General features: G+C 68.1%; 24 protein-coding genes. 5 read left to right on the forward strand and 19 right to left on the reverse strand.

Annotation, left to right across the window (positions count from 1 at the left end):
• Positions 1-167 precede the first annotated feature (167 nt).
• The 6 genes from ABVN73_RS02865 to ABVN73_RS02890 form a co-directional block, all read right to left on the reverse strand.
• A complete protein-coding gene (locus ABVN73_RS02865) occupies positions 168-1,376 on the reverse strand; it encodes an FAD-dependent oxidoreductase (protein WP_353858844.1) in 1,209 nt (402 codons plus the stop codon).
• A 130-nt stretch (positions 1,377-1,506) separates the two neighbouring features.
• Positions 1,507-2,037 (reverse strand): Rrf2 family transcriptional regulator, encoded by a 531-nt coding sequence (locus tag ABVN73_RS02870; protein ID WP_353858845.1) that lies wholly within the window; start codon positions 2,035-2,037, stop codon positions 1,507-1,509.
• 211 nt (positions 2,038-2,248) lie between these two features.
• Positions 2,249-3,808 (reverse strand): nitrogenase molybdenum-iron protein subunit beta, encoded by a 1,560-nt coding sequence (gene nifK, locus ABVN73_RS02875; protein ID WP_353858846.1) that lies wholly within the window; start codon positions 3,806-3,808, stop codon positions 2,249-2,251.
• Between the two features lie 30 nt (positions 3,809-3,838).
• A complete protein-coding gene (gene nifD / locus ABVN73_RS02880; protein ID WP_094305955.1) occupies positions 3,839-5,278 on the reverse strand; it encodes a nitrogenase molybdenum-iron protein alpha chain in 1,440 nt (479 codons plus the stop codon).
• Positions 5,279-5,419: 141 nt separating this feature from the next.
• A complete protein-coding gene (gene nifH, locus ABVN73_RS02885) occupies positions 5,420-6,301 on the reverse strand; it encodes a nitrogenase iron protein (RefSeq protein ID WP_014239786.1) in 882 nt (293 codons plus the stop codon).
• A 286-nt stretch (positions 6,302-6,587) separates the two neighbouring features.
• Positions 6,588-7,832, reverse strand: coding sequence for a hypothetical protein (locus tag ABVN73_RS02890; RefSeq protein WP_353858847.1), 1,245 nt, complete (start codon positions 7,830-7,832; stop codon positions 6,588-6,590).
• Between the two features lie 343 nt (positions 7,833-8,175).
• Here ABVN73_RS02890 and ABVN73_RS02895 point away from each other — a divergent pair, with 343 nt between their 5' ends.
• From ABVN73_RS02895 to ABVN73_RS02915, 5 genes are all read left to right on the forward strand, one after another.
• A complete protein-coding gene (locus tag ABVN73_RS02895; protein ID WP_353858848.1) occupies positions 8,176-9,063 on the forward strand; it encodes an NAD(+)--dinitrogen-reductase ADP-D-ribosyltransferase in 888 nt (295 codons plus the stop codon).
• Between the two features lie 27 nt (positions 9,064-9,090).
• Positions 9,091-9,984 (forward strand): ADP-ribosyl-[dinitrogen reductase] hydrolase, encoded by an 894-nt coding sequence (draG, locus tag ABVN73_RS02900; RefSeq protein ID WP_353858849.1) that lies wholly within the window; start codon positions 9,091-9,093, stop codon positions 9,982-9,984.
• 8 nt (positions 9,985-9,992) lie between these two features.
• On the forward strand, positions 9,993-10,421 hold the full coding sequence (locus ABVN73_RS02905; protein ID WP_353858850.1) for an ArsC/Spx/MgsR family protein: 429 nt from the start codon (positions 9,993-9,995) through the stop codon (positions 10,419-10,421).
• Positions 10,422-10,496: 75 nt separating this feature from the next.
• Complete coding sequence (locus tag ABVN73_RS02910; protein WP_353858851.1) at positions 10,497-11,264, forward strand: class II glutamine amidotransferase; 768 nt, start codon at positions 10,497-10,499, stop codon at positions 11,262-11,264.
• Between the two features lie 149 nt (positions 11,265-11,413).
• On the forward strand, positions 11,414-12,040 hold the full coding sequence (locus tag ABVN73_RS02915) for an FMN-dependent NADH-azoreductase (RefSeq protein ID WP_188260779.1): 627 nt from the start codon (positions 11,414-11,416) through the stop codon (positions 12,038-12,040).
• 52 nt (positions 12,041-12,092) lie between these two features.
• On the opposite strand, the gene ABVN73_RS02920 is transcribed toward ABVN73_RS02915, so the two are convergent.
• From ABVN73_RS02920 to dmpI, 13 genes are all read right to left on the reverse strand, one after another.
• Positions 12,093-12,980 carry an SIR2 family protein gene (locus ABVN73_RS02920; protein ID WP_353858852.1) on the reverse strand — a complete coding sequence of 296 codons (888 nt, stop codon included), beginning with the start codon at positions 12,978-12,980 and terminating at the stop codon, positions 12,093-12,095.
• Positions 12,981-13,068: 88 nt separating this feature from the next.
• A complete protein-coding gene (locus ABVN73_RS02925) occupies positions 13,069-14,265 on the reverse strand; it encodes a DegT/DnrJ/EryC1/StrS family aminotransferase (protein ID WP_353858853.1) in 1,197 nt (398 codons plus the stop codon).
• Between the two features lie 28 nt (positions 14,266-14,293).
• A complete protein-coding gene (locus ABVN73_RS02930; protein ID WP_237904017.1) occupies positions 14,294-14,578 on the reverse strand; it encodes a hypothetical protein in 285 nt (94 codons plus the stop codon).
• 5 nt (positions 14,579-14,583) lie between these two features.
• A complete protein-coding gene (gene nifT / locus ABVN73_RS02935; RefSeq protein ID WP_353858854.1) occupies positions 14,584-14,793 on the reverse strand; it encodes a putative nitrogen fixation protein NifT in 210 nt (69 codons plus the stop codon).
• Positions 14,794-14,831: 38 nt separating this feature from the next.
• Positions 14,832-15,983 carry an aminotransferase class V-fold PLP-dependent enzyme gene (locus ABVN73_RS02940; RefSeq protein WP_353858855.1) on the reverse strand — a complete coding sequence of 384 codons (1,152 nt, stop codon included), beginning with the start codon at positions 15,981-15,983 and terminating at the stop codon, positions 14,832-14,834.
• 34 nt (positions 15,984-16,017) lie between these two features.
• On the reverse strand, positions 16,018-16,329 hold the full coding sequence (locus ABVN73_RS02945) for a nitrogen fixation protein NifZ (protein ID WP_051657911.1): 312 nt from the start codon (positions 16,327-16,329) through the stop codon (positions 16,018-16,020).
• 23 nt (positions 16,330-16,352) lie between these two features.
• Positions 16,353-16,649, reverse strand: a complete 297-nt coding sequence (locus tag ABVN73_RS02950) for a nitrogen fixation protein NifZ (RefSeq protein WP_353858856.1) — start codon at positions 16,647-16,649, stop codon at positions 16,353-16,355.
• A 24-nt stretch (positions 16,650-16,673) separates the two neighbouring features.
• A complete protein-coding gene (locus ABVN73_RS02955; RefSeq protein WP_353858857.1) occupies positions 16,674-17,447 on the reverse strand; it encodes a 4Fe4S-binding leucine-rich repeat protein in 774 nt (257 codons plus the stop codon).
• The gene (locus tag ABVN73_RS02960) at positions 17,444-17,995 is read right to left on the reverse strand and encodes a hypothetical protein (protein ID WP_353858858.1); all 552 of its coding nucleotides are present in this window, start codon (positions 17,993-17,995) and stop codon (positions 17,444-17,446) included. Before ABVN73_RS02960 ends, ABVN73_RS02955 begins: the two co-directional genes overlap by 4 nt.
• Before the next feature lie 44 nt (positions 17,996-18,039).
• Positions 18,040-18,231, reverse strand: a complete 192-nt coding sequence (locus tag ABVN73_RS02965) for a 4Fe-4S binding protein (RefSeq protein WP_014239802.1) — start codon at positions 18,229-18,231, stop codon at positions 18,040-18,042.
• 79 nt (positions 18,232-18,310) lie between these two features.
• The gene (gene nifB / locus ABVN73_RS02970) at positions 18,311-19,864 is read right to left on the reverse strand and encodes a nitrogenase cofactor biosynthesis protein NifB (RefSeq protein WP_353858859.1); all 1,554 of its coding nucleotides are present in this window, start codon (positions 19,862-19,864) and stop codon (positions 18,311-18,313) included.
• Positions 19,865-20,079: 215 nt separating this feature from the next.
• Positions 20,080-20,970: an adenylate/guanylate cyclase domain-containing protein gene (locus tag ABVN73_RS02975; protein WP_353858860.1), complete on the reverse strand. Its 891-nt coding sequence runs from the start codon at positions 20,968-20,970 to the stop codon at positions 20,080-20,082.
• 177 nt (positions 20,971-21,147) lie between these two features.
• On the reverse strand, positions 21,148-21,360 hold the full coding sequence (dmpI, locus tag ABVN73_RS02980) for a 4-oxalocrotonate tautomerase DmpI (protein WP_353858861.1): 213 nt from the start codon (positions 21,358-21,360) through the stop codon (positions 21,148-21,150).
• Between the last annotated feature and the right edge of the window lie 33 nt (positions 21,361-21,393).

Here is a 21,393-nt window from a genome sequence, read left to right on the forward strand (position 1 = left end):
CGGGCAGGGCGCCAAGGTTTGGCCGCTTCGCCCACCTTCTTCGGCAGGCTGTGTGGAGGCCGGGGGTGCCGCGACCGCTGGGGGTTGCCGCGCACCCTTTCCACCGGGGGCTGACGATGGCGGGGGAGCCGCGCTTCCACGACGACGCGCGGCTCCGCGACCCGCCGTCAGGGGACGATCACATGGTCGGGGTTGGCGATGGCGAAGACCGCCTCGCGGTCCGGCTGGGGCGGGTAGATCCACTTGGTGTTGATCTCGCGCTTCACCGCCTTGCCCTCGTCGCGGGTCAGTCGCACCTGACGGTCCCAGCCTTCGGTGAAGAGCGCGCCCCACGGGCCGAGGTCGAGGCAGGTCACGTATTTGGGCTGGCTGTAGGGGTGAAGAGGCAAGCCGATCAGCTCCGCCGCGGCGTTGTGGCCGGCGACGCGGCCCAGGCTCAGGGCATGCTGGCAGGACATGGCGGCGACGTTGCCGAGATCGTCGGTGGCGGCCCGCGCCACGTCCCCGGTGACGAAGATCCCCTCGCTGCCCACCGCGCGTAGGAACGGATCGGCGGGAACGCGCCCGAACCGGTCAAGCCCGCCGCTGATCTGCGCGGCCAACGGGTTGGCGCGGGCCCCCGCCGTCCAGACGACGGTGGCGGCGGCGATGCGTTCGCCATTGGCGATGGTCACGCCGTCGGGGTCGATGGCGGCGACCGCCGTGCCGGCGACGATCTCCACGCCGCATTCGGCCAGAGCCTGCTCGATGACGGGGCGCGGCACGGGGCCGAGGTCGGGGCCGATGGCCGGCGCCTGCTCGACCACAACGACGCGGACCTTGGCGTCCGCGCCCAGGATGGCGCGCAGCCGGTCCGGCATCTCCGCCGCCGTCTCGATGCCGGTGAAGCCGCCGCCGGCCACCACCACCGTGTTGCGCGCCGCCGTCTCCGGCCGGGTCGCCAAGCCCTTCAGATGGGCGTCGAGGGCGTGCGCGCTGTCCAGCTGGTCGACGTTGAAGGCGTGTTCGGCGAGGCCGGGAACGGGCGGGGTGAACAGGCGGCTGCCGGCGGCCAGGACGAAGCGGTCGTAGGGCAGGGTGAGTTGGGCGCCGTCGGCGCCGGTGACGTCCACCGCGCGGCGGTCGGCGTGGATCCTTGTCACCACGCCGGGAACGTGGCGGACGCCCACCGCGTCGAACAGCGCGGCGAGGTCCGGCGCCATGCCCTCCAGCACCGCTTCGTAGAGGCGGGGGCGGATGTGGAGCTGCGGAGCCGGCGAGACGACGGTGATCGCGACGTCGCTGTCCCGCCCGGCCAGCGCCACGGCGCGGGCGGCGGACAGGGCGGCCCACAGTCCGGCGAAACCGGAGCCGGCGATGACGATTTGCTGGGTCATGACTCGGTGTCCTTCTGAACGCCGGACAAAGGGGGAGCGTTCTGGCGCGCGGGTGCGCGGCAGCCATCCCGTCCGTCCGGCGGCGGTCCGGGAAACGCTCAGGGCATCGGGTCAGAGGTGATGGGGTTGGCTACGGCGATTGCCGTGTCCGTGACGCGGCGCGGGCGCTGAGGCGCGCGTCGATCCAGGTCCGGACGTCCTCGTGGAATTCCGGTGGGGCCTTGCGCCCGAAGGTCTCGCCGACGCTGGCCAGCGTCTCCTTGGCCAGCGTGTCGCGCATCGCCTTCTCGGCCTTCCGCATCACGGCGTGGATGGCGCAGACCCCGGAGGTCGCCCAGTTCGGCGGCGCCTCGTTGAAGACCGCGCAGCGGCCACGGATCTCCTGGCACTCGAACAGCGGCTTCTCGCCCTCGATGGCATCGACGATGGTGAGGAAGCTGATGTCTTCCGGCGCCCTGGCGAGGCGGTAGCCGCCGCGCACCCCTTCGCTGGCCGTGACGATCCCCGCCTTCTCCAGCTTCGGGAAGATCTTGGCGAGGAAGGAGGGGGAGATGCCCTGCAGTTCCGCCAGATCGCGGCTGCTCAGCGGCGTGTCGCCGGCGGCGGCCAGCCAGAGAAGGCAGTGGATGCCGTATTCGACGCTTGCGGTGAGGTGTGCCATGGCGCGGCCCGTCCAATGGTCTCGACAACACAGACCGTATCAGTCCGTGTTTTCGGAGGCAAGCGGAGAAACGTGGATAAACTTTGTCCGCGTTAATCGGGTGGCCGCGGGCCGGAAACATGAAAAGCCGGAGCCCACCCTGCGGTGGACTCCGGCTCTCCGGGGAAGCGGCCGGGCGGGGGGATGGAGGCCCCGCGCCGGCCGGGGGAGGTCAGCGCACCAGATCGAACGAGTAGTCGGTCTCGCCGACGATGTTCGTGTTGGCGTCCATGTCCTCGAAGATCCGGTCCAGGATGCGCACCAGCACGTTCAGGGCGCCCTGGTAGCCCCAGGTCGGGTAACGGTGATGGTGGTGGCGGTCGAAGATCGGGTAGGTCAGGCGGATGAGCGGGATCTTGGTGTCGCGCTCCAGATACTTGCCGTAGCTGTTGCCGATGATGTAGTCGACCTTGTCGGTGAACAGCAGCGAGCGCAGGTGCCAGAGGTCCTTGCCGCCGTAGGCCCTGCCGGACTTGCCGAACGGCGAGGCGTCGAGCGCCTTCTGGACCTGCTTCTCCCACTTCTTCGAGCCGGAGGTGGACAGGATGTGCACCGGCTCGGCGCCCAGCTCCATCAGGAACTTCGACATGCCCAGGCAGAAGTCCGGGTCGCCGTACACGGCGAAGCGCTTGCCGTGCAGGTGGGTGTGGCTGTCGGCGATGGCGTCGACCAGACGGCCGCGCTCCAGCTTCAGCTCCGCCGGGACCGGCTTGCCGGACAGCTCGGCCAGCTTCATCAGAAGCTCGTCGGTGCCGGTGACGCCCATCGGGTAGTTGAACTTGGCGACCTGCTGGCCCTTCTCCTTGATGAACTGCAGGGACTGCGGGGTGCAGTATTCCTGCATGGAGATGGTGGCCTTGGCGTGGACGGCCTCCTTCGTGGCCTCCAGCGGGGTGCCGCCGTCGTACATGCGGTACTCGCCGTCGGCCGGGGTGTCGAAGTTGTCCGACACGTCCGACAGGATCGTCAGGTCGATGCCGAACAGGCCGGCGATGCGCTTAAGCTCGCGGTTGTTGCCGACCGCGAAACCGTCGAAGCCCGGGATCAGGTTGATCTTTTCGTTCTTCGGGGTGTCGAAGTTCTCCGACGTGCCCCAGAAGTGGGTCAGGACGCCCTTGATCATGTTGTCGTAGCCGACGATGTGGCTGCCGACGAAGGCCGGGGTGTGGGCGAAGGGAACCGGGAAATCCGCCGGGACGCTTTCCTTGTTCTTCGCGTTGTTGATGAAGCCCGAGAGGTCGTCGCCGATGACCTCGGCCATGCAGGTGGTCAGCACGGCGATCATCTTCGGCTTGTACAGCGCGTAGGCGTTGGCCAGGCCGTCGATCATGTTGTTCAGGCCGCCGAACACCGCCGCGTCTTCCGTCATCGACGAGGAGACCGCGGAGTTCGGCTCCTTGAAGTGGCGGGTGAGGTGCGTGCGGTAGTAGGCGACGCAGCCCTGCGAGCCATGGACGAAGGGCAGGGTGCCCTCGAAGCCCTGGGCCGCGAACATCGCGCCGATCGGCTGGCAGGCCTTCGTCGGGTTGATGACGACCGCCTCACGGGCGAAGTTCTTTTCCTTGTACTCTTCCGTCTTGGTCCACGCGGAAACCCGGGCGACCTCCTCGTCGGAGTGGCCGTACTCGAACTCCGTCTTCTTGCGCTCGAACAGCTCCTTGTATTCGGGCTGACGGAAGAGCGTGAAGTGGTCGATGACCTTGTCGGCGCTCTGGGAAACGGGGTGGGACATGCTCATTACTCCTATCTTCCAGAGGCCGCTTTAGAACGGAGCCTTCATGATGCCCCAGACGGGGTTGTTGATGGCCAGATCCATGTCGCGGGCGAAGATCGCGAAGCCGTCGTAGCCGTGATACGGACCCGAGTAATCCCAGGAGTGCATCTGGCGGAAGGGCAGGCCCATCTTCTGGAAGACGTACTTTTCCTTGATGCCCGAGGCGACGAGGTCCGGACGCATCACCTCGACGAACTTCTCCAGTTCGAAGGCGGTGACGTCGTCGTAGATCAGCGTGCCTTCCTTCACGTAGTGGGACGTGCGCTGATAGTCGTCGTTGTGGGCGAACTCGTAACCCGTGCCGACGATCTCCATGCCCAGGTCATGATAGGCGTCGACCACGTGGCGCGGACGCAGGCCGCCGACGTAGATCATCACCTTCTTGCCTTCGAGCCGCGGCTTGAACTTGGCGATGACGGCGTCGACCATCGGCTGGTACTTGGCGATGACCTTCTCCGCGTTCTCCTTGATGGTGTCGTCGAAGAGAGCGGCGATCTTGCGCAGGGACTCGGCGATCTGCGACGGGCCGAAGAAGTTGTACTCCATCCACGGAATACCGAACTTCTCTTCCATGTGGCGCGCGATGTAGTTCATCGAGCGGTAGCAGTGGATGAGGTTCACCTTCGCCTTCGGCGTGTTCTCCAGCTCGGCGAGCGTGCCGTCGCCCGACCACTGGGCGATCACGCGCAGGCCGATCTCCTCCAGCAGGATGCGGCTGGCCCAGGCGTCGCCACCGATGTTGTAGTCACCGATGATGGTGACGTCGTATGGGGTGGAGACGAAGCCTTCCTTCGGCTCGGTCTTCTCGAAGATCCAGTCGCGGATGACGTCGTTGGCGATGTGGTGGCCCAGCGACTGGGAGACGCCGCGGAAGCCTTCGCAACGGACCGGAACCACCGGCTTGCCCAGCTCCTCGGACTTGGCGCGGGCGACCGCCTCGATGTCGTCGCCGATCAGGCCGATCGGGCACTCGGACTGGATGGAGATGCCGTTGACGAGCGGGAACAGCTCGTTGATCTCCTCGATCACCTTGTGCAGCTTCTTGTCGCCGCCGAAGACGATGTCCTTCTCCTGGAAATCGGAGGTGAAGTGCATCGTGCCCCAGCTGTCCACGCCGGTGTCGCCGACATAGTAGTTGCGGCGGCCGGACCAGGAATAGTAGCCGCAGCCGACCGGGCCGTGGGAGATGTGGATCATGTCCTTGATCGGACCCCACACCACGCCCTTGGAACCGGCGTAGGCGCAACCACGGATGGTCATCACGCCGGGGATCGACTTGATGTTCGACTTGACGCCGCAGTCCTTGGCCTCGGCCTCCAGCACGTTCAGGTGCTTGGCGCGGCGCTTGCGGGACTTCTCGGGATACGCTTCGAGAACCTTGTCGACGAGACCCTTGACGTCGACGCCTTCGTTCACGGACAGGCTCATGGTGCCAGTCTCCTGCATGCTCTCATTGTCCGCGCCACTTCAGCGCGGGACCGAGCCCCCTCTCTCCCACCCCGCGCACGAAGGCGGGGTGGGCTGGGGAGGGGGCCAGTTCAGACCTGTGCCCCGTCAGGGATCCAGGGATCAGGCCTTGGCGGCTTCCTTGGCCTGGAGTTCGGCGAGCTGCTGCTCCTCCGACTTCATGATGCCGAAGTCCATCAGCATCTCTTCCAGCTCTTCCATGGTGATCGGGGTCGGGATGGTGCCCTTGCCCTTGTTCGCGTGAACCTTGTTGGCGAGCTGGCGGTATTCCTGGGCCTGCTGGCTGTCCGGCGCGTACTCGATCACCGTCATGCGGCGCAGCTCGGCGTGCTGCACGATGTTGTCGCGCGGCACGAAGTGGATGAGCTGGGTGCCGAGGCGGGCGGCCAGGGCCGAGGCGAGGTCGATCTCCTTGTCGGTCTGGCGCTCGTTGCAGATCAGGCCGCCGAGGCGCACGCCGCCGCTGTGGGCGTACTTCAGGATGCCCTTGGCGATGTTGTTGGCGGCGTAGAGCGCCATCATCTCACCGGACATGACGATGTAGATTTCCTGGGCCTTGTTCTCGCGGATCGGCATGGCGAAGCCGCCGCACACCACGTCGCCCAGCACGTCGTAGGAGACGTAGTCCACGTCGTCGTAGGCGCCGTTCTCTTCCAGGAAGTTGATCGAGGTGATCACGCCGCGGCCGGCGCAGCCGACCCCCGGCTCCGGACCGCCGGACTCGACGCACTTGATGCCCTTGTAGCCGATCTTGAGAACGTCCTCGAGCTCCAGATCCTCGACCGAGCCGGCTTCGGCGGCGAGGTGCAGCACGGTGTCCTGCGCCTTGGCGTGCAGGATCAGGCGGGTCGAGTCGGCCTTCGGGTCGCAGCCGACGATCAGGATCTTCTGATCCAGCTCGACCAGCGCGGCCAGGGTGTTCTGGGAGGTGGTGGACTTGCCGATACCGCCCTTACCGTAGAACGCAATCTGGCGCAAAGACATGGGAGGTTACTCCTTTGCTTGGGTCTACAGGGTGTCTTCAATTCCGGGGCGGCCTGCCCAGCGGCCGCTTCGACCCCTTCTCTGCATCCCCCGTGCCAGTTCGCGTAAAATTTTTAAGCTATTGAAAATGAATAGGAAAATAGACTATGGCCGCACGCGGCCTGCTTTGTCGGGCCTGTGACATACCCGACAAAGCCCGACATTTTGTCGGGTCTCTCGCAATGAAAATGGATGGGTTGGACGAGCGTCGTCCGCCAGCGTCAGAGGCCAGCGTCAGGAGGCGGCGTCAGGCGGCGGCGTGGTTCAGCGCGTCGCGGGCGACGACGAGGCGCAGCGCCAGCGCCTCCAGCTCGTCGCCGTCCTGGCCCATGTCGTAGAGAAGCTGGGCCAGCGACTGGCCGCGGGCGAGCAGGCGGCGCGCCTTGGCCGGGTCGGCGGGGCGGGCGAGCAGGATGCCGACGAGGCGCTCCCCGGCGATGCCGGCCAGCGCGCGGCTGCGCTCGGCCAAACGCCGCTCCAGCGTGTCGAGCACCGCCGGGCGCCCCGCATGGTCGAGGTCGGTGCAGAACTGGTGCAGGGAGCGGAGTTGGCGGAGCAGCGCCTCGAACAGCAACTCGTCGAGGTCGCCGCCGTTGGCCGCCTTTCCGACAAGATCGAACAGCGTGTCGGAAAGCCGCCACGCCGCTGACAGGCAGTCGTTCATCGCCTTGCGGTCGGCGGGTTCGACGAAGGCGTTGGCCTCCTCGCGGTGCTCCTCTTGGTCGTCGAGGTTCCGCATCGCGACGACGAGCAGCCCGTCCACCGAGGCCAGCGTGGCGAGGCTGGCGTGCAGCGCCTTGATGCCGCGGTCGGCGCCGAAGCCGTCCATGGCCTCCGCCGCCCGGCGCAGGGCGTGGCGGGTGAGACGACGCGATTGATAGACGACGTCGCGCAGGGCGACGGTGGCGCCCAGCGTCTCCAGCATCAGCCGCCGCGCCTCGAAGCGCAGCAGGGCGTGGGCGAGGCTGTCCATGGCGCCGGCGGTGACGCCCCCCGCGATGCCGGCCGGATCGTCTTCCGCGGCCGGCGCATCGCCGCGCACCAGCCGGTCGGCGTCGGCGCGGGCGTCCGCCTCGATGGCCGAGACCACCGACAGCACCGCGCCGCGCCCGGCGCCGCGCAGCAGGGAGACCAGGGCGCGCAGGGCGGTGGCCACCTCCAGCGCGCCGGGCAGCCCATCCTCGGCGGTGCCCTTGTTGTGGACGACGCGGTCGATCAGATGGTCGCGCAGGCGCGGCAGCAGGACGTCCAGGATGATCGGCGCGGTGGGGCGCAGCAGCGCCTCCAGCAGGCGGCCCTGCGGCTGGCCGGGCATGGCGGCCAGCGGGTTGACCGGCTTGGGCACCAGACGCGGGCGGTGGGGCTCCAGCAGGGCCAGCACCTCGTCGCCGCGCAGGGGGGTGATGGTGCCGCGTAGAAGCCGGACGAGCGTCACGGCGTCGCGGGCTTCCCTGGCGCCGCGCAGCGGAACCGGCGCCCGACCCGAGCGCATCGGCATCTTTTCCGAGACGGCGGAAGGAAGAAGAACGCGCGGAGGCTGTGCCGCCCGGTTGCGCGTCTCCTGTTCCTTACGCTTCATCGGCCACATGGCCTTGCCTCGTCTTGCGGTGCACTGAATCCCGTTCGGAGAACTATGGTGTCGGCTCGTCATCCGTTCAAACGGATATTTTTAAGATATTTGGAGTAAGCCGAAAGTTGCTTCGGCCGTTTAATCGAATTGTTTTTGAATTCGAAATGTATTGCCGGGCGGACGGTTTCGTCCTGCGGTGACGCGGCCTCTTGGCGGACGCGCCGGTTCGCGGTATCCATGAAAGAATTGTGGATTTGAGAGCGCGATGGCGGACGGTTCGGCGAGCGGTGGATTGCGGGATGCGCGGGGGCGGCTGATCGATCCGGATTCGCCGCTCGCGCTGAAGGCGCATCGCACCAACCTGCTGAACGTGACGGCGGACGCGCTGTGCGCCGAGTCCTTCAACGACGAGCCGCGGCGCCTGCGCATCGGCGGCACGCGCAGCGAGCACGCCGTGCTGTTCGAGGCGCTCGACGAGAGCCCGGACAGCCTGATCGCCGCCGACATCTTCCAGCACTACATGGCCTTCACCTTCGGGCTGAACCCGGACTTCTCCGGCGCCGAGGGCATGGACGGGCGGCGGCGCTACCGCGCCAGCTATCTGCGCCTGCTGAAGGGGTGGCTGTTCGACAGCAACAACGCCGAGGGGGCTGTGCTGAAGGGCTGGGTGGAGAGCCGCTTCGGCCTGCTGCCCACCTATCACAAGGAGCCGATCCTCCGTTTCGCCTCCGACGCATGGCGGACCTATGGCGAGGAGAAGGTCGCCACCCGCTTCCACAACAACAACATCAACCTGCAGCTCGATCTGCTCTACGAATATTGCCAGTGGTGGATGCGCCGCGGCTGGCCGGACGCGCCGATGCCGTCCCGCGCCAGCCACATCCGGCTCTACCGCGGCGTCAACGATTTCGAGGAGCACCACATCGTCGCGCGCCCCGACAAGCGCACGGCGGTCCTGCGCCTCAACAACCTCAGCTCCTTTTCCATTGAGCGCGACATCGCCGGCCAGTTCGGGGACTACATCCTCGAAACCTGGGTGCCGCTCACCAAGGTGGTCTTCTTCCGCGACATCCTGCCCCGCTATCCCTTCAAGGGGGAGGGCGAGTATCTGGTCGTCGGCGGGGACTACAGGGTGGGGGTGTCGCTTCTCTGACAACCGATCACGGGACAGATCCGGCCCATGACTGACCATTCCATCCGCTCGCGCGCGCTGGGCGCCTATCTCGGGCTGGCCTGCGGCGACGCGCTGGGCGCCACCGTCGAGTTTCTGACAAAGGGCGAGATCGCCCACCAGTACGGCGTGCACAAGCACATCAAGGGCGGCGGCTGGCTGAAGCTGCCCGCCGGGCAGGTGACCGACGACACCGAGATGTCGATCCATCTCGGCCGCGCCATCCTCGCTGCTCCGGAATGGGACGCCCGCCGCGCCGCGGAGGAGTTCGCCGTCTGGCTGAAGGGCGTTCCCGTCGATGTGGGGGACACGACACGGCGCGGCATCCGCCGCTTCATCATGCACGGCACCCTGTCGGAGCCGGAGAGCGAATACCACGCCGGCAACGGGGCGGCGATGCGCAACCTGCCGATTGTCCTGGCGACGCTGGGCGACGACGCGGCCTTCGAGCGCTGGACGGTGGAGCAGGCGCACATCACCCACTGCAACGCGATGTCCGACGCGGCGACCCTGACGCTCGGCCGCATGGTGCGGCGGCTGGTGCTGGGCGGCGGCGTGCTCGATGTGCGCGACGAGATCAACGCGCTGATCGCCGCGCACCGCCAATTCAAGTTCCAGCCCTACCGGGGCCTGTCCACCGCCTACATCGTCGATACGATGCAGACGGTCATGCACTATTATTTCCAGACCGACTCCGTGGAATCCTGCGTCGTCGAGACCGTCAATCAGGGCGGCGACGCCGACACCACCGGCGCCATCGCCGGCATGCTGGCCGGCGCCACCTACGGGGTGGAGACCATCCCGCCGCGCTGGCTGCGCAAACTCGACCGCGCCGTCTACGACGAAATCTGCGCCCAGGTGGACGGGCTGCTCGCCCGCGCCCCGGCGCTCAAGCAGGGGTGACCGCAACCATGGCCGACGTGATCTTCTTCGAAAAGCCCGGCTGCGCCGGCAACAACCGCCAGAAGGCTCTGCTGGCGGAGGCCGGGCACACGGTCCACGCCCGCGACCTGCTGTCCGAACCCTGGACGGCGGACCGCCTGCGCCCCTTCTTCGGCGACCGCCCGGTGGCCGAGTGGTTCAACCGAAGCGCCCCGGCGGTGAAGAGCGGCGAGGTCGATCCGGACGCGCTGGACGAGGCCGCCGCCCTGGTGCTGATGCTGAAGACGCCGCTGCTGATCCGCCGTCCGCTGATGCAGGTGGGCGACCGTCGCGACTGCGGCTTCGAGGCGGAACGGGTGGACGCCTGGATCGGGCTGGCCGCCGGGGCGCCGGAAGGCAAGCTGGAAGGCTGCGCCCGCGCCGGGATGCCGCCCTGCCCACCACCCGCAAAGGGATGACGGGACAACCCGGACTGTCGTAGGTTTGCCCCCGTCCTGTTTGAAACCCGACATTTCAGCGATGGGGGCCGATCCATGTGCGAACTCCTGGGCATGAGCGCCAACGTGCCCACGGACATCTGCTTCAGCTTTCGCGGCCTGATGCGCCGCGGCGGGCAGACCGGTCCGCACCGCGACGGCTGGGGAATCGCCTTCTACGAGGGGAAGGGCTGCCGCGCCTTCCACGACCCGGCGCCAAGCTGCGAGTCGGAGATCGCGCGGCTGGTCAGCAGCTATTCCATCAAGTCCTGCGTGGTGATCTCCCACATCCGCCGCGCCAACCGCGGCCGGGTGTCGCTGGAGAACACCCATCCCTTCACGCGGGAGCTGTGGGGCCGCGTCTGGACCTTCGCCCACAACGGCCAACTCAAGGGCATCAAGGAACGGACGTTGACCTTCTACGAGCCGGTCGGGACGACGGACAGCGAGCACGCCTTCTGCTGGCTGCTCGACCAGATCCGCATGCAGTATCCGGAACCGCCCAAGAGCAGCGGCGCCCTGATGCGGCTGATCCGCGACCTCGCCACCGACCTCGGCACGCTGGGCGTCTTCAACATGCTGCTCAGCGACGGGCGGTACCTGTGGTGCCATTGCGCGACCAACCTCGCCTGGCTGACCCGCAAGGCCCCCTTCGGCCCCGCGACGCTGATCGACGAGGACATGAGCGTCGACTTCGCCAAGGAGACGACGCCCAACGACGTGGTGACGGTGGTCGCCACCCGTCCCCTGACCCGCGACGAGAACTGGACCGTCATGAAGGGCGGCGAGATGGTCGTGTTCAGGGGCGGCAATCGGGTGCGCTGACCGGACATTGTTCCAATCCATGCAACGAAGATTGGCGAAATCGGGGCTCAATCGATTGGCGTAAGCGGGCTTATGGTCACTCCCGAGACAAACCGAAGCGGTGACGGTGCCCGACCGGCGCCCCGCTTCCCGGACAGGAAGACGTGACCATGAAGATCCTTCACATCGACTCCAGCCCGCTGGGCGACGCCTCCGTTTCGCGCCAGCTCACCGCCTCCATCGTCGCGGCGCTGCGCCAGGCGACGCCGGACGCCGAGGTCTCCCACCGCGACCTCACCGTCGCCCCGCCGGACCACCTGACCGGCGAGCTGATGCAGGTCGTGAAGTTCCGCAACCTGGAGGGCCTGACCGCCCGCCAGCAGGAGGAACTGGCCCTGACCGACGCGCTGGTCGACGAGTTCCTGGCCGCCGACGTCGTGGTGATCGGCGCCCCCATGTACAACTTCACGGTCCCGACCCAGCTCAAGGCCTGGATCGACCGCATCGCCCAGGCGGGCCGCACCTTCCGCTACACCGAGACCGGCCCGGTCGGTCTGGCCGGCGGCAAGAAGGTCTACATCGCCTCGACGCGCGGCGGCGTCTACTCGACCAACGCCGCGATGAGCGCGCTGGACCATCAGGAGGCCTTCCTGCGCACGGTGCTGGGTTTCCTGGGCGTCACCGACGTGACGGTGATCCGCGCCGAGGGCGTCGGCATGGGCCCGGACGCCCGCGCCAAGGCGCTGGCCGCCGCCCAGCAGGAGATCGACGCCCTGGCGACCCCGGTCGCCGCGTAAGGGTTGACTGTCCCCAATGGTGCCCCCTCTCCCCTCCGGGGAGAGGGGTGTTTTACGCCCCCATCGCCTCGCTGATCCGCCGGACCGCCTCGTCCAGCGTCAGGTCGATGCGGGCGATGTTCTGCAGCTCCAGGAAGCGCGCCTCGTTCTTCGACAGCTCGCCCTCGATCACCGCCCAATGCCGGTCCGACGAGCGCTTGGCGATCTGGCGGGCGAAGGTGCGCTGGATTTCCTGGTCGAAGCGGCAGCCGAGATAAAGGAAGCTTCGGCCCGCCCGGCGTTCCTGCACGACGGCGGGAATCGGTGTCTGGATGTCGATCTCCGTCAGGATCTCGACGAAGTCACTGTCGGAAATCAGATAGTTCCCCGCCGGAGTCGCACTGCCCGACGGCTTGTAGAGCAGGGTCTCCCAGCCCGACGCCGCGCCGGCCTCGACCTCCGCTCCGCCCGGCGCGTAGTATTTCACCCATTCGCCGACGCCCTGCGGGTGGGACAGGCCCTGGATCTGGCCCCAGCTCCGCCCCGCATCGGCGGTCAGCAGGCGTTCCAGCGTGTTGTCGTACCAGACGTCGACGATCATCGGCGGGGCGGGCAGGGAAGCCAGCCACGCGTGAACCGGCGTCGCCGGAACCTCGCGCTTAAAGATCTCGTTCAGGATGCCGTCCAGCGTCTTGCGGTGGCGGCGCGATTCGATGAACTGGGCGACGGCGGTCAGCTGGCTGCGGATGCGGCCCGGTGCGGCGACTTTGGCGTTCAGCCGCTGCGCCAGCTCCAGCGAGGTGCGCGGGATCGGGCAGTCAGCCTCCGGCAGCAGCGCGAAGGCGCCCGGCCCGAGATAGGGCACCACGCCCCGCGCCTTCAGCACCGAGGCGATGTCCGCGATGATGGTGTCGGTGTCCGTGCTGGTGTCCGTGCTGTCGATGACGGCGGTGTCGGTCATGCTAACCCCGTTCGGCTGGCGTTTGCCCCCTCCCTGACCCTCCCCCGCTTCGCAGGGGAGGGGAATGGCGCTGGGAAGGGGCCGCGTTTCACAAATAGATCGCCGCGCCCGCCCCCGTGTTGACGGTGGCGTCCTTCAGCGTGTCGACGATGAACTGCACCTCGTCGGCGGTGACCTTGTGGTGCAGCGGCAGGGCCAGAACGCGGTCCACCGTCTTCTGGCAGACCGGGCAGTCGGCCCGGCTGGCGCCGCGCTCCTGGTAATATTGCTGGGTGTAGAGCGCCTGCCCGTAGTCCGACGCCTCGACGTCGTGCGTCGCCAGATCCTCCAGCACCGCCTTGCGCCCCGACGCGGTGAAGCGGGTGCCGAGATGGACGGCGTAGACCATCGGGTGCACGTCGTCGGCGCCCGGCCCCTTGTAGGGCGGCTTGATGCCTTCGAAGGAGGCCATGGCCGCCTCGTAGAAGCCGACCACCGCCCGGCGCTTCGCCAGGATTTCCGGCAGGCGCTTCAACTGGACGAGGCCGAGCGCGGCGGTGATGTTGCTCATGCCCGCCTGGAAGGGGATGTTGCGGGTGATGACCACCGTGTTGCGGTGCTCCGCCTCGCGCCGGCGCAGGTAGCGGAGCTGGTGGGCGAGGTGGCGGTCGTCGGTGACGATCATCCCGCCCTCGCCGGTCACCAGCACGCAGGGTTCGGAGAAGTCGAAGACCGCGCAGTCGCCGAAGCTGCCGACCAGCTTCCCCTTGTAGGAGGAGGCGATCGCCTCGGTCGAATCCTCGATCAGGATCAGCCCCTTGTCGGTGGCGAGCGCGCGCAGCTCGTCCCAATGGGCGGGGTGGCCGTTGACGTTGCCGGCCAGGATGGCCTTGGTCCGCGGCGTGATCTTCGCCTCGGCCTTCGCCGGGTTGATGGTGTGCTGCCAGTAGTCGATGTCGACGAAGACCGGCTCGGCGCCGGCCAGCGCGATGGCGTGCTGCACCTGATGCCAGCCGAAGGGGGAGCAGAGAACCTCGTCCCCCGGCCCGATGCCGTAGGCCTTAAGCACCATCAGCGTGGCGATGGTGCCGCTGGACACCGCGACCGCGTGCGCGCGGCCGAGCCAGGCGGCGAAGGCCTCCTCGAACCCCTCCGTCATCCGCCCGTCGCTCAGGCTGCCGGAGGTGAGGATGCGGCCGACCACCGCCACCTCCGCTTCCGAAATGTCCGGGTCAATCAGCGGGATGTACTCGCCGGGTCCGCCGTCGTCTTCGTCTTCGGCTGTGCCGTCCTGGGGCATCGTCATTCCGCGATCCTTGTTCAGTCGTCCTCGTTCAGTCGTCCTCGTCCCGTTGCGCGATCACCACGCCGGTCGCCGTCTCAGGCTTGTTGGTGATGAGCCAGCAATGGTTGGTGCCGTCCACGAGGTAGAGGTTGAAGCCGGGCTCCTCCCGGAAGGCGTCCTCCGCCATCACCGCGGCGTGCGCCCCGGTGACGTTGGACAGGTCCGGGTGCGCCTCGCGCACGGCGCGAACCACGGCGTCGAGCCGGGTGCCGTCGGCGAAGAGGCTGCCGGCCAGGGCGGCGATGGCGTCGATCCGTTCCGGGGACAGGGCCATGGCCGTCACTCCGCGCCGCGTTTCTTGGCTTCGACGGTGATGGGCAGGCCGGTGTCCGCCGGCATCTCCGGCAGGTCGAGCGTCCAGCCGTTGGCGACCTTGATCCAGCCGCCCCACAGGCCCGGCTTCTCCATCTCGACGACGGCTTCCTCCAGGTCCTTCTTGGCGACGTAGATCGTGTATTGCTCACCGGCCTTGCGCACCATCACCTTCATGTCACTCTCCAGTCGTCGTGTGTTTGGCTGTCTTCAGGTCAGGCCGCGATCCGCGCGTAAAGCGCGGGAAACTCGTTGAGGACCGATTCCACCTCCTCCGCCGTGGTGCAGCGGCTGAGGGAGAAGCGCAGGCTGGCCGCCGCTTCCGCCGGGCTCAGGCCCATGGCGGTCAGGACGTGGCTCGGCTCGTTGCCGCCGGACGCGCAGGCCGCCCCCATGGAGACGGCGATGCCGGCGCGGTCGAGCCGCATCAGCAGCTCCTCCGCGTCCAGCGGGCGGCCCTGCGGGTCGGCGAAACGGATGTTGCTGGTGTTGGGCAGGCGGACCGCCCCCTCGCCGTTGATCCGGCTGCCCGGCCAGGCGGCGAGCACGCCGCGCTCCAGCCGGTCGCGCAGGATCGCCATGCCGCCGGCCTCCGCCACCGTGGCGGCGGCGCGGCCGGCGGCGGCGCCGAAGCCGACGATGGCCGGCACATTCTCGGTCCCGCCGCGGCGGTGACGCTCCTGATGGCCGTGGATCAGCGGGGCGAAGGGCACGCCCTTGCGGATGAAGAGGGCGCCGATGCCCTTCGGCCCGTGCATCTTGTGGGCGGACAGGGTCAGCAGGTCGGCGTTCACCGCGTCCACCCGGATGGGCAGCCGCCCGGCGGCCTGCACAGCGTCGGTGTGGAACAGGGCGCCGCGCGCCTGGGCGATGTCGGCGGCGGCGCCGACCGGCTGGATCGCCCCGGTCTCGTTGTTCGCCCACATCACGGAGACCAGCGCCGTATCGGGCGTCACCGCGTCGCGCAGGTCGGCGAGCGCGATGGTGCCGCTGCCGTCCACCGGCAGGACGGTGACCCGCCAGCCCTGCCGTTCCAGATCCTTCGCCAGCATCAGCGTCGAGGGATGCTCGATCGCCGTGGTGACGAGGCGGCGGCGCCGCGGCTGTTCCGCCACGACGGCGTGCAGCGTGCCGAGCAGGGCCGTGTGGTTGGCCTCCGTCGCGCTGGCGGTGAACAGGATGTCGGCGGCCTTCGCGCCGACCAGCGCCGCCACCCGGGCGCGCGCCTCGCCCACCGCCCGCTTGGCCGCCATGCCGGCGGCGTGCGGGCTGGAGGGGTTGCCGAACTCCCCGGACAGGTGCGGCAGCATCGCCTCCCGCACCTCGGGCGCCAGCGGGGTCGTCGCGTTGTTGTCGAGATAGATCATGGGTCCATCGCAGGCCGTGGCACGGAGGGGGCGGTCAGTCCATCACGCCGGGGACGCCGCGGCGGCGGCCGTCGGCGGGCGTGATCTCCTCCTCCAGGCAGCCGACGACGACGCCGGCCGGGAACTCCACCAGATAGACGGGGATCTGCGTGCCCTCGGCGTGGCCGATGCGCACGATGGTCCCGGGCGTGCCCTTCGGGGCCAGCAGCGCGCCGTCCTCGGCGTTGGGGTGGCTGCCGTCGTTGTGGAGGTCCACCGCGGCGGTGACCGCCAGACCCCAGTCGTAGAGCGGTTCGCGGGGCGGGATGAAGCCGGGCTTCTTCGCTTCGGTGACGGCGTCGCTCATCGCGTGCTCCTCAGGCGGGAAGGTCATTGCGGGTCGTTGCAGCGGGCGTCGACCAGTTCGAGTTCCTTGGCGCGCATGCCGACGATGATGCGCTTCTCGTAAAAATCGACGCCGTAGATGTAATACATCTGTAGGTAGGTACCGATCGACTTCACATAGCCGATGTCCCCGGCGCGGATCAGGAAGTCGCCCATCGGGCGGCCGGGGTAGGTGCCGTCGTTGCGCACGTCGCGAAGCGCGCGGACCTTCTGGCCCTCCTCGAAGGCGGGGCGGTCTTCCAGTTCGATCGGTTCGTTCGGATCGCGGGCGCGCTCGCGCATTCGGTGCTCCTTGGTGCGGGGGCGTCAGTCGGGAATCAGGTCTCCGGTGGCGGGCAGTCCGGCGCGGCGCTTCTGCGCCACGGTCCGGACGTCGTCCACCGGGTCCTCGGTCAGCGGGGCGAGGTCTTCGGGCGGCAGGCGGCTGGCGACGACGAAGCGCACGCACCAGTCGGCGTCGCGGATCAGCGCGGCCAGCTTCTCCGGCGGCAGGCGCCGGGCGACGACCATGCGGACGCGGGCGCTGTCGTCCCAGGCCATGCTCATCAGCCACTCCAGCCCGATGCGGTTGGCGACCTCCAGCCGGATTTCCGGGTCCTCGTCGTGCATCATCGCCGGCAGCATGCCCTCGGGCACGCGGCGGGCGACGCGCAGGCGGACGGAGTAGTCGGGGTCGCGCATCAGCGGCGAGAGGTCGGCGTCCTCCAGACGGGAGGCGACGGCGATGCGCACCTCGCGGTCGGGGTCGCCGCGCATCTTCAGCAGCAGGCGGCGGGGCAGGCGGCGGGCGACGGCGGCGCGCACCGTCTCGTCCGGGTCGTCCATCAGCCGCGGCACGATGAAGATCGGCGCGAAGCGGGCGGCGTTGGCGCGGACCTCGAAATAGGGATGGTCGAGGTGCTCGCCGGCCAGATCGTCGTTCCACTGGAAGAAGCGCTGGATGCGCTTGGCGTAGCGGTCCTGCACGCAGGCGCGCAGCGGCTCGCAGCGCCCCTCGGCCAGACGGTCGCGGCAGGCGCAGCCGTCGCAGTCGACGGGGTTGCCCAGCCAGTCCAGCGCGCTGTCGATGTCGTCGCTCATGCGTCGTCGTCCTCCGGCCCGGCGTCGTCCTGGCCGGCTTCGTATCGGTCGGCGGCGGCGAGCAGGCGGGTGGTTCCGAAGCGGTCCTTCGGGTCCAGCTCCCGAACCTTGTTCAGGGCCTCGCGCCCTTCGGCCAGACGGCCCAGGCGCAGTTGCAGGTAGCCAACCGCGGTCAAGGCGAACAGGAACAGGCGCGGGGCCGGCTCAAGACCCGCGAAGTCGCTCTGATCCCGACTGACCGTGCGCCAGTCGGCGTGGTTCAGGCCGATGGCCGCCATGGCATGGCCGAGCATCCGCTCGCCATAGAGCAGGGCGGTGTCCAGGTTCGCCTTGTAGAAGTGGAACTTGTAATGGCCGAGATCGACCAGCCGGTGCCCCGGCGCCAGCTCGGCGGCGCGGGCGAGGTGACGCTCCGCCGCCTCGGCATCGGCGTGGCTGGCGGCGGCGAGATGCAGGAACCGCTCCGCCTCGGGCGGCAGGTCGCCGCCGTAGTATCGGCGGCTGAGCCAGCCTTCATCCACCTCGTCCAGCATGGCGGTGCGCTCCATGGACGCCCTCTCCCGTGATGGGACGGGAGAGGGGTTTCGGGCGATCAGGCCGGGACGCAGCAGTCGGCCGGGCAGACCGAGGCGCATTGCGGGCTGGAGAACTGGCCCTTGCATTCGGTGCACAGGTCCGCGTTGATGGCGTAGGCGCCCTTCTTGAAGCTGATGGCGTTGTTCGGGCACTCGGCCTCGCAGGCGCCGCAGGCGGTGCAGTCGGAAGCCTTGATCTTGTAAGCCATGACACTCTCCTTGCAGGTGGGGCGGCTGTTGCGGTGGGCCGCCGGGTGAATCCGTGGGTTCGGGCCGGTTTCTCGGCTATCAGGCCCGCAGGGCGGTGAAGGCGCCGGTGCGGATCACCGCGTCCTGGCCCTCGCGCGCGTTGATCGCACCTTGGCCGAGGCGCTCGGCGTAGTCCTTGAAGTAGGTCAATGCCGACTCTTCGATGTATTCGAAGGCGAAGCGATCAACCGGCTCGATGCCCGCGTCCTTGAGGTTCTGCGACGGGCAACCGCCGATCTTGGCGACGAAGACCGCGGTGCAATCGTTGATCGCCGACAGCACGCCGCCGAGCGCGTCCTCGTCGCCCGATCCGCCTTCGCAATACTGGTCGACGCGGCGGTGGCCGACGAACTTGGCGCCCTTCGGGCCAACCTCGTAGATCTGGAATTCCTTGGCGTGGCCGAAATGCTCGTTGATGCGCTCGCCGCCCTTGGTGGCGACGGCGATCAGGATCGGCTGCACGTCGGTGCCGACCGTCTCGGCCACGTCGGCCTGCGCTGCGGCCTTGGCGGCGTGGCGCCCGGCGCGCTCGCCCTCGACGTGCTCGCGGTAGGTGCGGGCGGCCTCCTGGTCGTACTCCACCTCGCCCATCGCCTCGATCTGGTCGATGGTGAATTCGGAGCCGCGGTCCTCGCCGAGCAGGCCGACCGCGTCGGCGCGGCACTGGCGGCAGTGGCGCATCAGCTTGGCCCCGCCTTCGCATTGGTCCTGCAGGACCTTCAGCTCCTGCGCGGTCGGGCCGCGCTGGCCGGTCAGGCCGAAATGCGTGCCGTGCGCCGGGTCGGAGATCAGCGGCATGATGTTGTGCAGGAAGGCGCCGCGTGACTTCACCGCCTTGTTCACGTCCATCAGGTGCTCGTCGTTGATCCCCGGGATCATGACGGAGTTCACCTTCACCAGGATGCCGCGCGAGGTCAGCATCTCCAGCCCGAGCATCTGGCGCTCGTGCAGGATCTTCGCGGCGTCCAGCCCGGTCCAGCGCTTGTGGTCGTGGAAGATCCACGGATAGATGCGCTGCCCGACCTCGGGATCGACCATGTTGATGGTGATCGTGACGTGGTCGATGTTGTAATTCGCGATGGTCTCCACATGGTCGGGCAGGGCCAGACCGTTGGTGGACAGGCACAGCTTGAGGTCCGGCGCCTTCTTCGCCAGCATCTCGAAGGTCTTGAAGGTGTTCTTGCCGCCCGCCGCCAAGCTGTCGCCGGGGCCGGCGATGCCGATGACGGAGAGCTGCGGAATTTCTTTGGCAACCGCCATGATCTTGCGGAGCGCCTGATCGGGGGTCAGCTTCTCGGAGACCACGCCCGGCCGGCTCTCGTTCGAGCAGTCGTATTTGCGGTTGCAGTAGTTGCACTGGATGTTGCAGGCCGGTGCCACGGCCACGTGCATGCGGGCGAAATAGTGATGCGCCTCCTCGAAGTAGCAAGGGTGGTTCTTCACCTTCTCCCACACCTCCGGCGCCATGTCGGCGGGGCCGTCCGACGACCCGCAGGAGGACGCGCAGCCGGAAGCGGCGGCGGGCGGCGCCTCGACGGGAGGCTTCAACTCACCCACGCCCAGGATGCTGTCGAGCGAAATAACGTTGGCCATCGTCCACTCCCTTCCCAGCCGCGCCGTCGGCGCCCTTGGTCGGGCTTGTCAAAAGCAAGTTCGGGGCCAACTAGATGAATTAAGCGTTTTCAATTGTTTAGAGGGATATGTCGGGTCTGCGGGCCATGTCGGCATTGCGACAAAGGCGGACAAAGCCAAACAATGGCCGACAAAGCGGAGCGCCTGTCGGAGACCCGACAAGGGGGCGTGCACCGTCAGGCGGTCCCAACTTGGAAGGCCAGGACATGGTCCTCGTCCGGCCGCAGCGGTTCTCCCCCGAAGCCGATCAGCCCGCTGCCGGTCAGCTTCGTCGAATCGCGGCGCAGCAGCAGGGAGGGGGAGTCGCCCGTGCGGATGAAGGTGCCGTTGGTCGAGTGATCGGTCAGCAGGAAGCCGCCGCGGCTGAAGTCGATCACCGCGTGCTGGCGCGACGTCCGGCGGGAGGGGATGCGCAGGCCGCAACTCTCGTCGCGGCCCACCGTGACGCGGGGCAGGAGCGGTGTCAGGGTTGCCTCGGCGCGGCGCCCGGACAGGTGCAGGGACGGCAGGCCGCGCCCGCTGCCGGGTTGCGACAAGGTCAGCCCGATGGTCGCGTTGTCCTCGGCCTCCGGCGGAGCGTCGCTGCTGCGGATCTGGTGGACGCGGACGGGCGCCGCCTTCCCCTTCACCGCGACGCTGTTCAGAAGACGCGCCTGTTTTCGCAGGGGAGGGGAGAGTCTGTCGACCAGATCATCGGTCGCCAGGATTTCGCCGGGGCGGGCGATGGATTCCAGCCGGGCGGCGACGTTGCAGGCGTCACCGTAAAGATCGCCGGGCCCGGCGATCACCGGACCGAAATGCAGCCCGGCGCGCAGCCGCAGCCCGAAATCCCCCTGCCGCTCCATCATGGCGAGCACTGCGCGGGTGGCGCCGTCGCTCATGGGGAACGAGGCCAGCAGCCCGTCGCCCAGGCTCTTCACCACCGTGCCGGCGTTCTCCCCGACGATCCGGCCTAAGTCCTCCAGAACCCGCTGGGTCAGCGCCGCCGCCTTCCGGTCGCCCGCCAGTTCATAGAGCAGCGTGCTGTCGGCGATATCCACGAAGAGGAGGGCGAGGGGCTTTTCCATCTCGTGCAAAGCCCTGAAGCTGGAGATTGCGGGAGGCGGGGCGCAGCGTACAGCCGGTGGTCTACCTTCATAACACAACTTTTTGTAACGGTCACAGGACCCTTGGGCCACAGACATTGTAAGCGTCTTGCGGGCGTCGGAACCCTTGACCGTCCTGCGACCCGCTGTCGAAAATCCTCAAGGGTGACGTGACCCGGCCAGACGCTGCTTCAATTCCTTGACGGTGACGCCCCCCACCGCGATGTCTTCATCCGGCAGTTCGTGGATCGACACCAGGAAAAGCTCCTTCGGGATTCCGGTGATCCGCACGGAAACGTCTGTCAACTGCTGGATCAGCTCCGCCTTGACCTCCTTGCTCAGCGCTCCGGATTCAAAAACGATCACAGGCATGGCTTGTCCTCCGGCATGGGTGGTTGCGGCGAA

Source organism: Azospirillum formosense (assembly GCF_040500525.1).
GTDB lineage: Bacteria > Pseudomonadota > Alphaproteobacteria > Azospirillales > Azospirillaceae > Azospirillum > Azospirillum formosense_A.

What these genes read in the sequence shown, in the direction of transcription:
- ABVN73_RS02975 (WP_353858860.1), bottom strand. Translation starts at nt 20,970, where the DNA reads ATGGAAAAGCCCCTCGCCCTCCTCTTCGTGGATATCGCCGACAGCACG.
- nifB (WP_353858859.1), bottom strand. Translation starts at nt 19,864, where the DNA reads ATGGCCAACGTTATTTCGCTCGACAGCATCCTGGGCGTGGGTGAGTTG.
- ABVN73_RS02910 (WP_353858851.1), top strand. Translation starts at nt 10,497, where the DNA reads ATGTGCGAACTCCTGGGCATGAGCGCCAACGTGCCCACGGACATCTGC.
- ABVN73_RS02925 (WP_353858853.1), bottom strand. Translation starts at nt 14,265, where the DNA reads ATGACGATGCCCCAGGACGGCACAGCCGAAGACGAAGACGACGGCGGA.
- ABVN73_RS02890 (WP_353858847.1), bottom strand. Translation starts at nt 7,832, where the DNA reads ATGCGCTCGGGTCGGGCGCCGGTTCCGCTGCGCGGCGCCAGGGAAGCC.
- draG (WP_353858849.1), top strand. Translation starts at nt 9,091, where the DNA reads ATGACTGACCATTCCATCCGCTCGCGCGCGCTGGGCGCCTATCTCGGG.
- ABVN73_RS02905 (WP_353858850.1), top strand. Translation starts at nt 9,993, where the DNA reads ATGGCCGACGTGATCTTCTTCGAAAAGCCCGGCTGCGCCGGCAACAAC.
- ABVN73_RS02915 (WP_188260779.1), top strand. Translation starts at nt 11,414, where the DNA reads ATGAAGATCCTTCACATCGACTCCAGCCCGCTGGGCGACGCCTCCGTT.
- nifD (WP_094305955.1), bottom strand. Translation starts at nt 5,278, where the DNA reads ATGAGCCTGTCCGTGAACGAAGGCGTCGACGTCAAGGGTCTCGTCGAC.
- nifH (WP_014239786.1), bottom strand. Translation starts at nt 6,301, where the DNA reads ATGTCTTTGCGCCAGATTGCGTTCTACGGTAAGGGCGGTATCGGCAAG.
- ABVN73_RS02895 (WP_353858848.1), top strand. Translation starts at nt 8,176, where the DNA reads ATGGCGGACGGTTCGGCGAGCGGTGGATTGCGGGATGCGCGGGGGCGG.
- ABVN73_RS02920 (WP_353858852.1), bottom strand. Translation starts at nt 12,980, where the DNA reads ATGACCGACACCGCCGTCATCGACAGCACGGACACCAGCACGGACACC.
- ABVN73_RS02950 (WP_353858856.1), bottom strand. Translation starts at nt 16,649, where the DNA reads ATGCGCGAGCGCGCCCGCGATCCGAACGAACCGATCGAACTGGAAGAC.
- ABVN73_RS02965 (WP_014239802.1), bottom strand. Translation starts at nt 18,231, where the DNA reads ATGGCTTACAAGATCAAGGCTTCCGACTGCACCGCCTGCGGCGCCTGC.
- ABVN73_RS02930 (WP_237904017.1), bottom strand. Translation starts at nt 14,578, where the DNA reads ATGGCCCTGTCCCCGGAACGGATCGACGCCATCGCCGCCCTGGCCGGC.
- ABVN73_RS02960 (WP_353858858.1), bottom strand. Translation starts at nt 17,995, where the DNA reads ATGGAGCGCACCGCCATGCTGGACGAGGTGGATGAAGGCTGGCTCAGC.
- ABVN73_RS02870 (WP_353858845.1), bottom strand. Translation starts at nt 2,037, where the DNA reads ATGGCACACCTCACCGCAAGCGTCGAATACGGCATCCACTGCCTTCTC.
- ABVN73_RS02955 (WP_353858857.1), bottom strand. Translation starts at nt 17,447, where the DNA reads ATGAGCGACGACATCGACAGCGCGCTGGACTGGCTGGGCAACCCCGTC.
- dmpI (WP_353858861.1), bottom strand. Translation starts at nt 21,360, where the DNA reads ATGCCTGTGATCGTTTTTGAATCCGGAGCGCTGAGCAAGGAGGTCAAG.
- ABVN73_RS02945 (WP_051657911.1), bottom strand. Translation starts at nt 16,329, where the DNA reads ATGAGCGACGCCGTCACCGAAGCGAAGAAGCCCGGCTTCATCCCGCCC.
- nifK (WP_353858846.1), bottom strand. Translation starts at nt 3,808, where the DNA reads ATGTCCCACCCCGTTTCCCAGAGCGCCGACAAGGTCATCGACCACTTC.
- nifT (WP_353858854.1), bottom strand. Translation starts at nt 14,793, where the DNA reads ATGAAGGTGATGGTGCGCAAGGCCGGTGAGCAATACACGATCTACGTC.
- ABVN73_RS02940 (WP_353858855.1), bottom strand. Translation starts at nt 15,983, where the DNA reads ATGATCTATCTCGACAACAACGCGACGACCCCGCTGGCGCCCGAGGTG.
- ABVN73_RS02865 (WP_353858844.1), bottom strand. Translation starts at nt 1,376, where the DNA reads ATGACCCAGCAAATCGTCATCGCCGGCTCCGGTTTCGCCGGACTGTGG.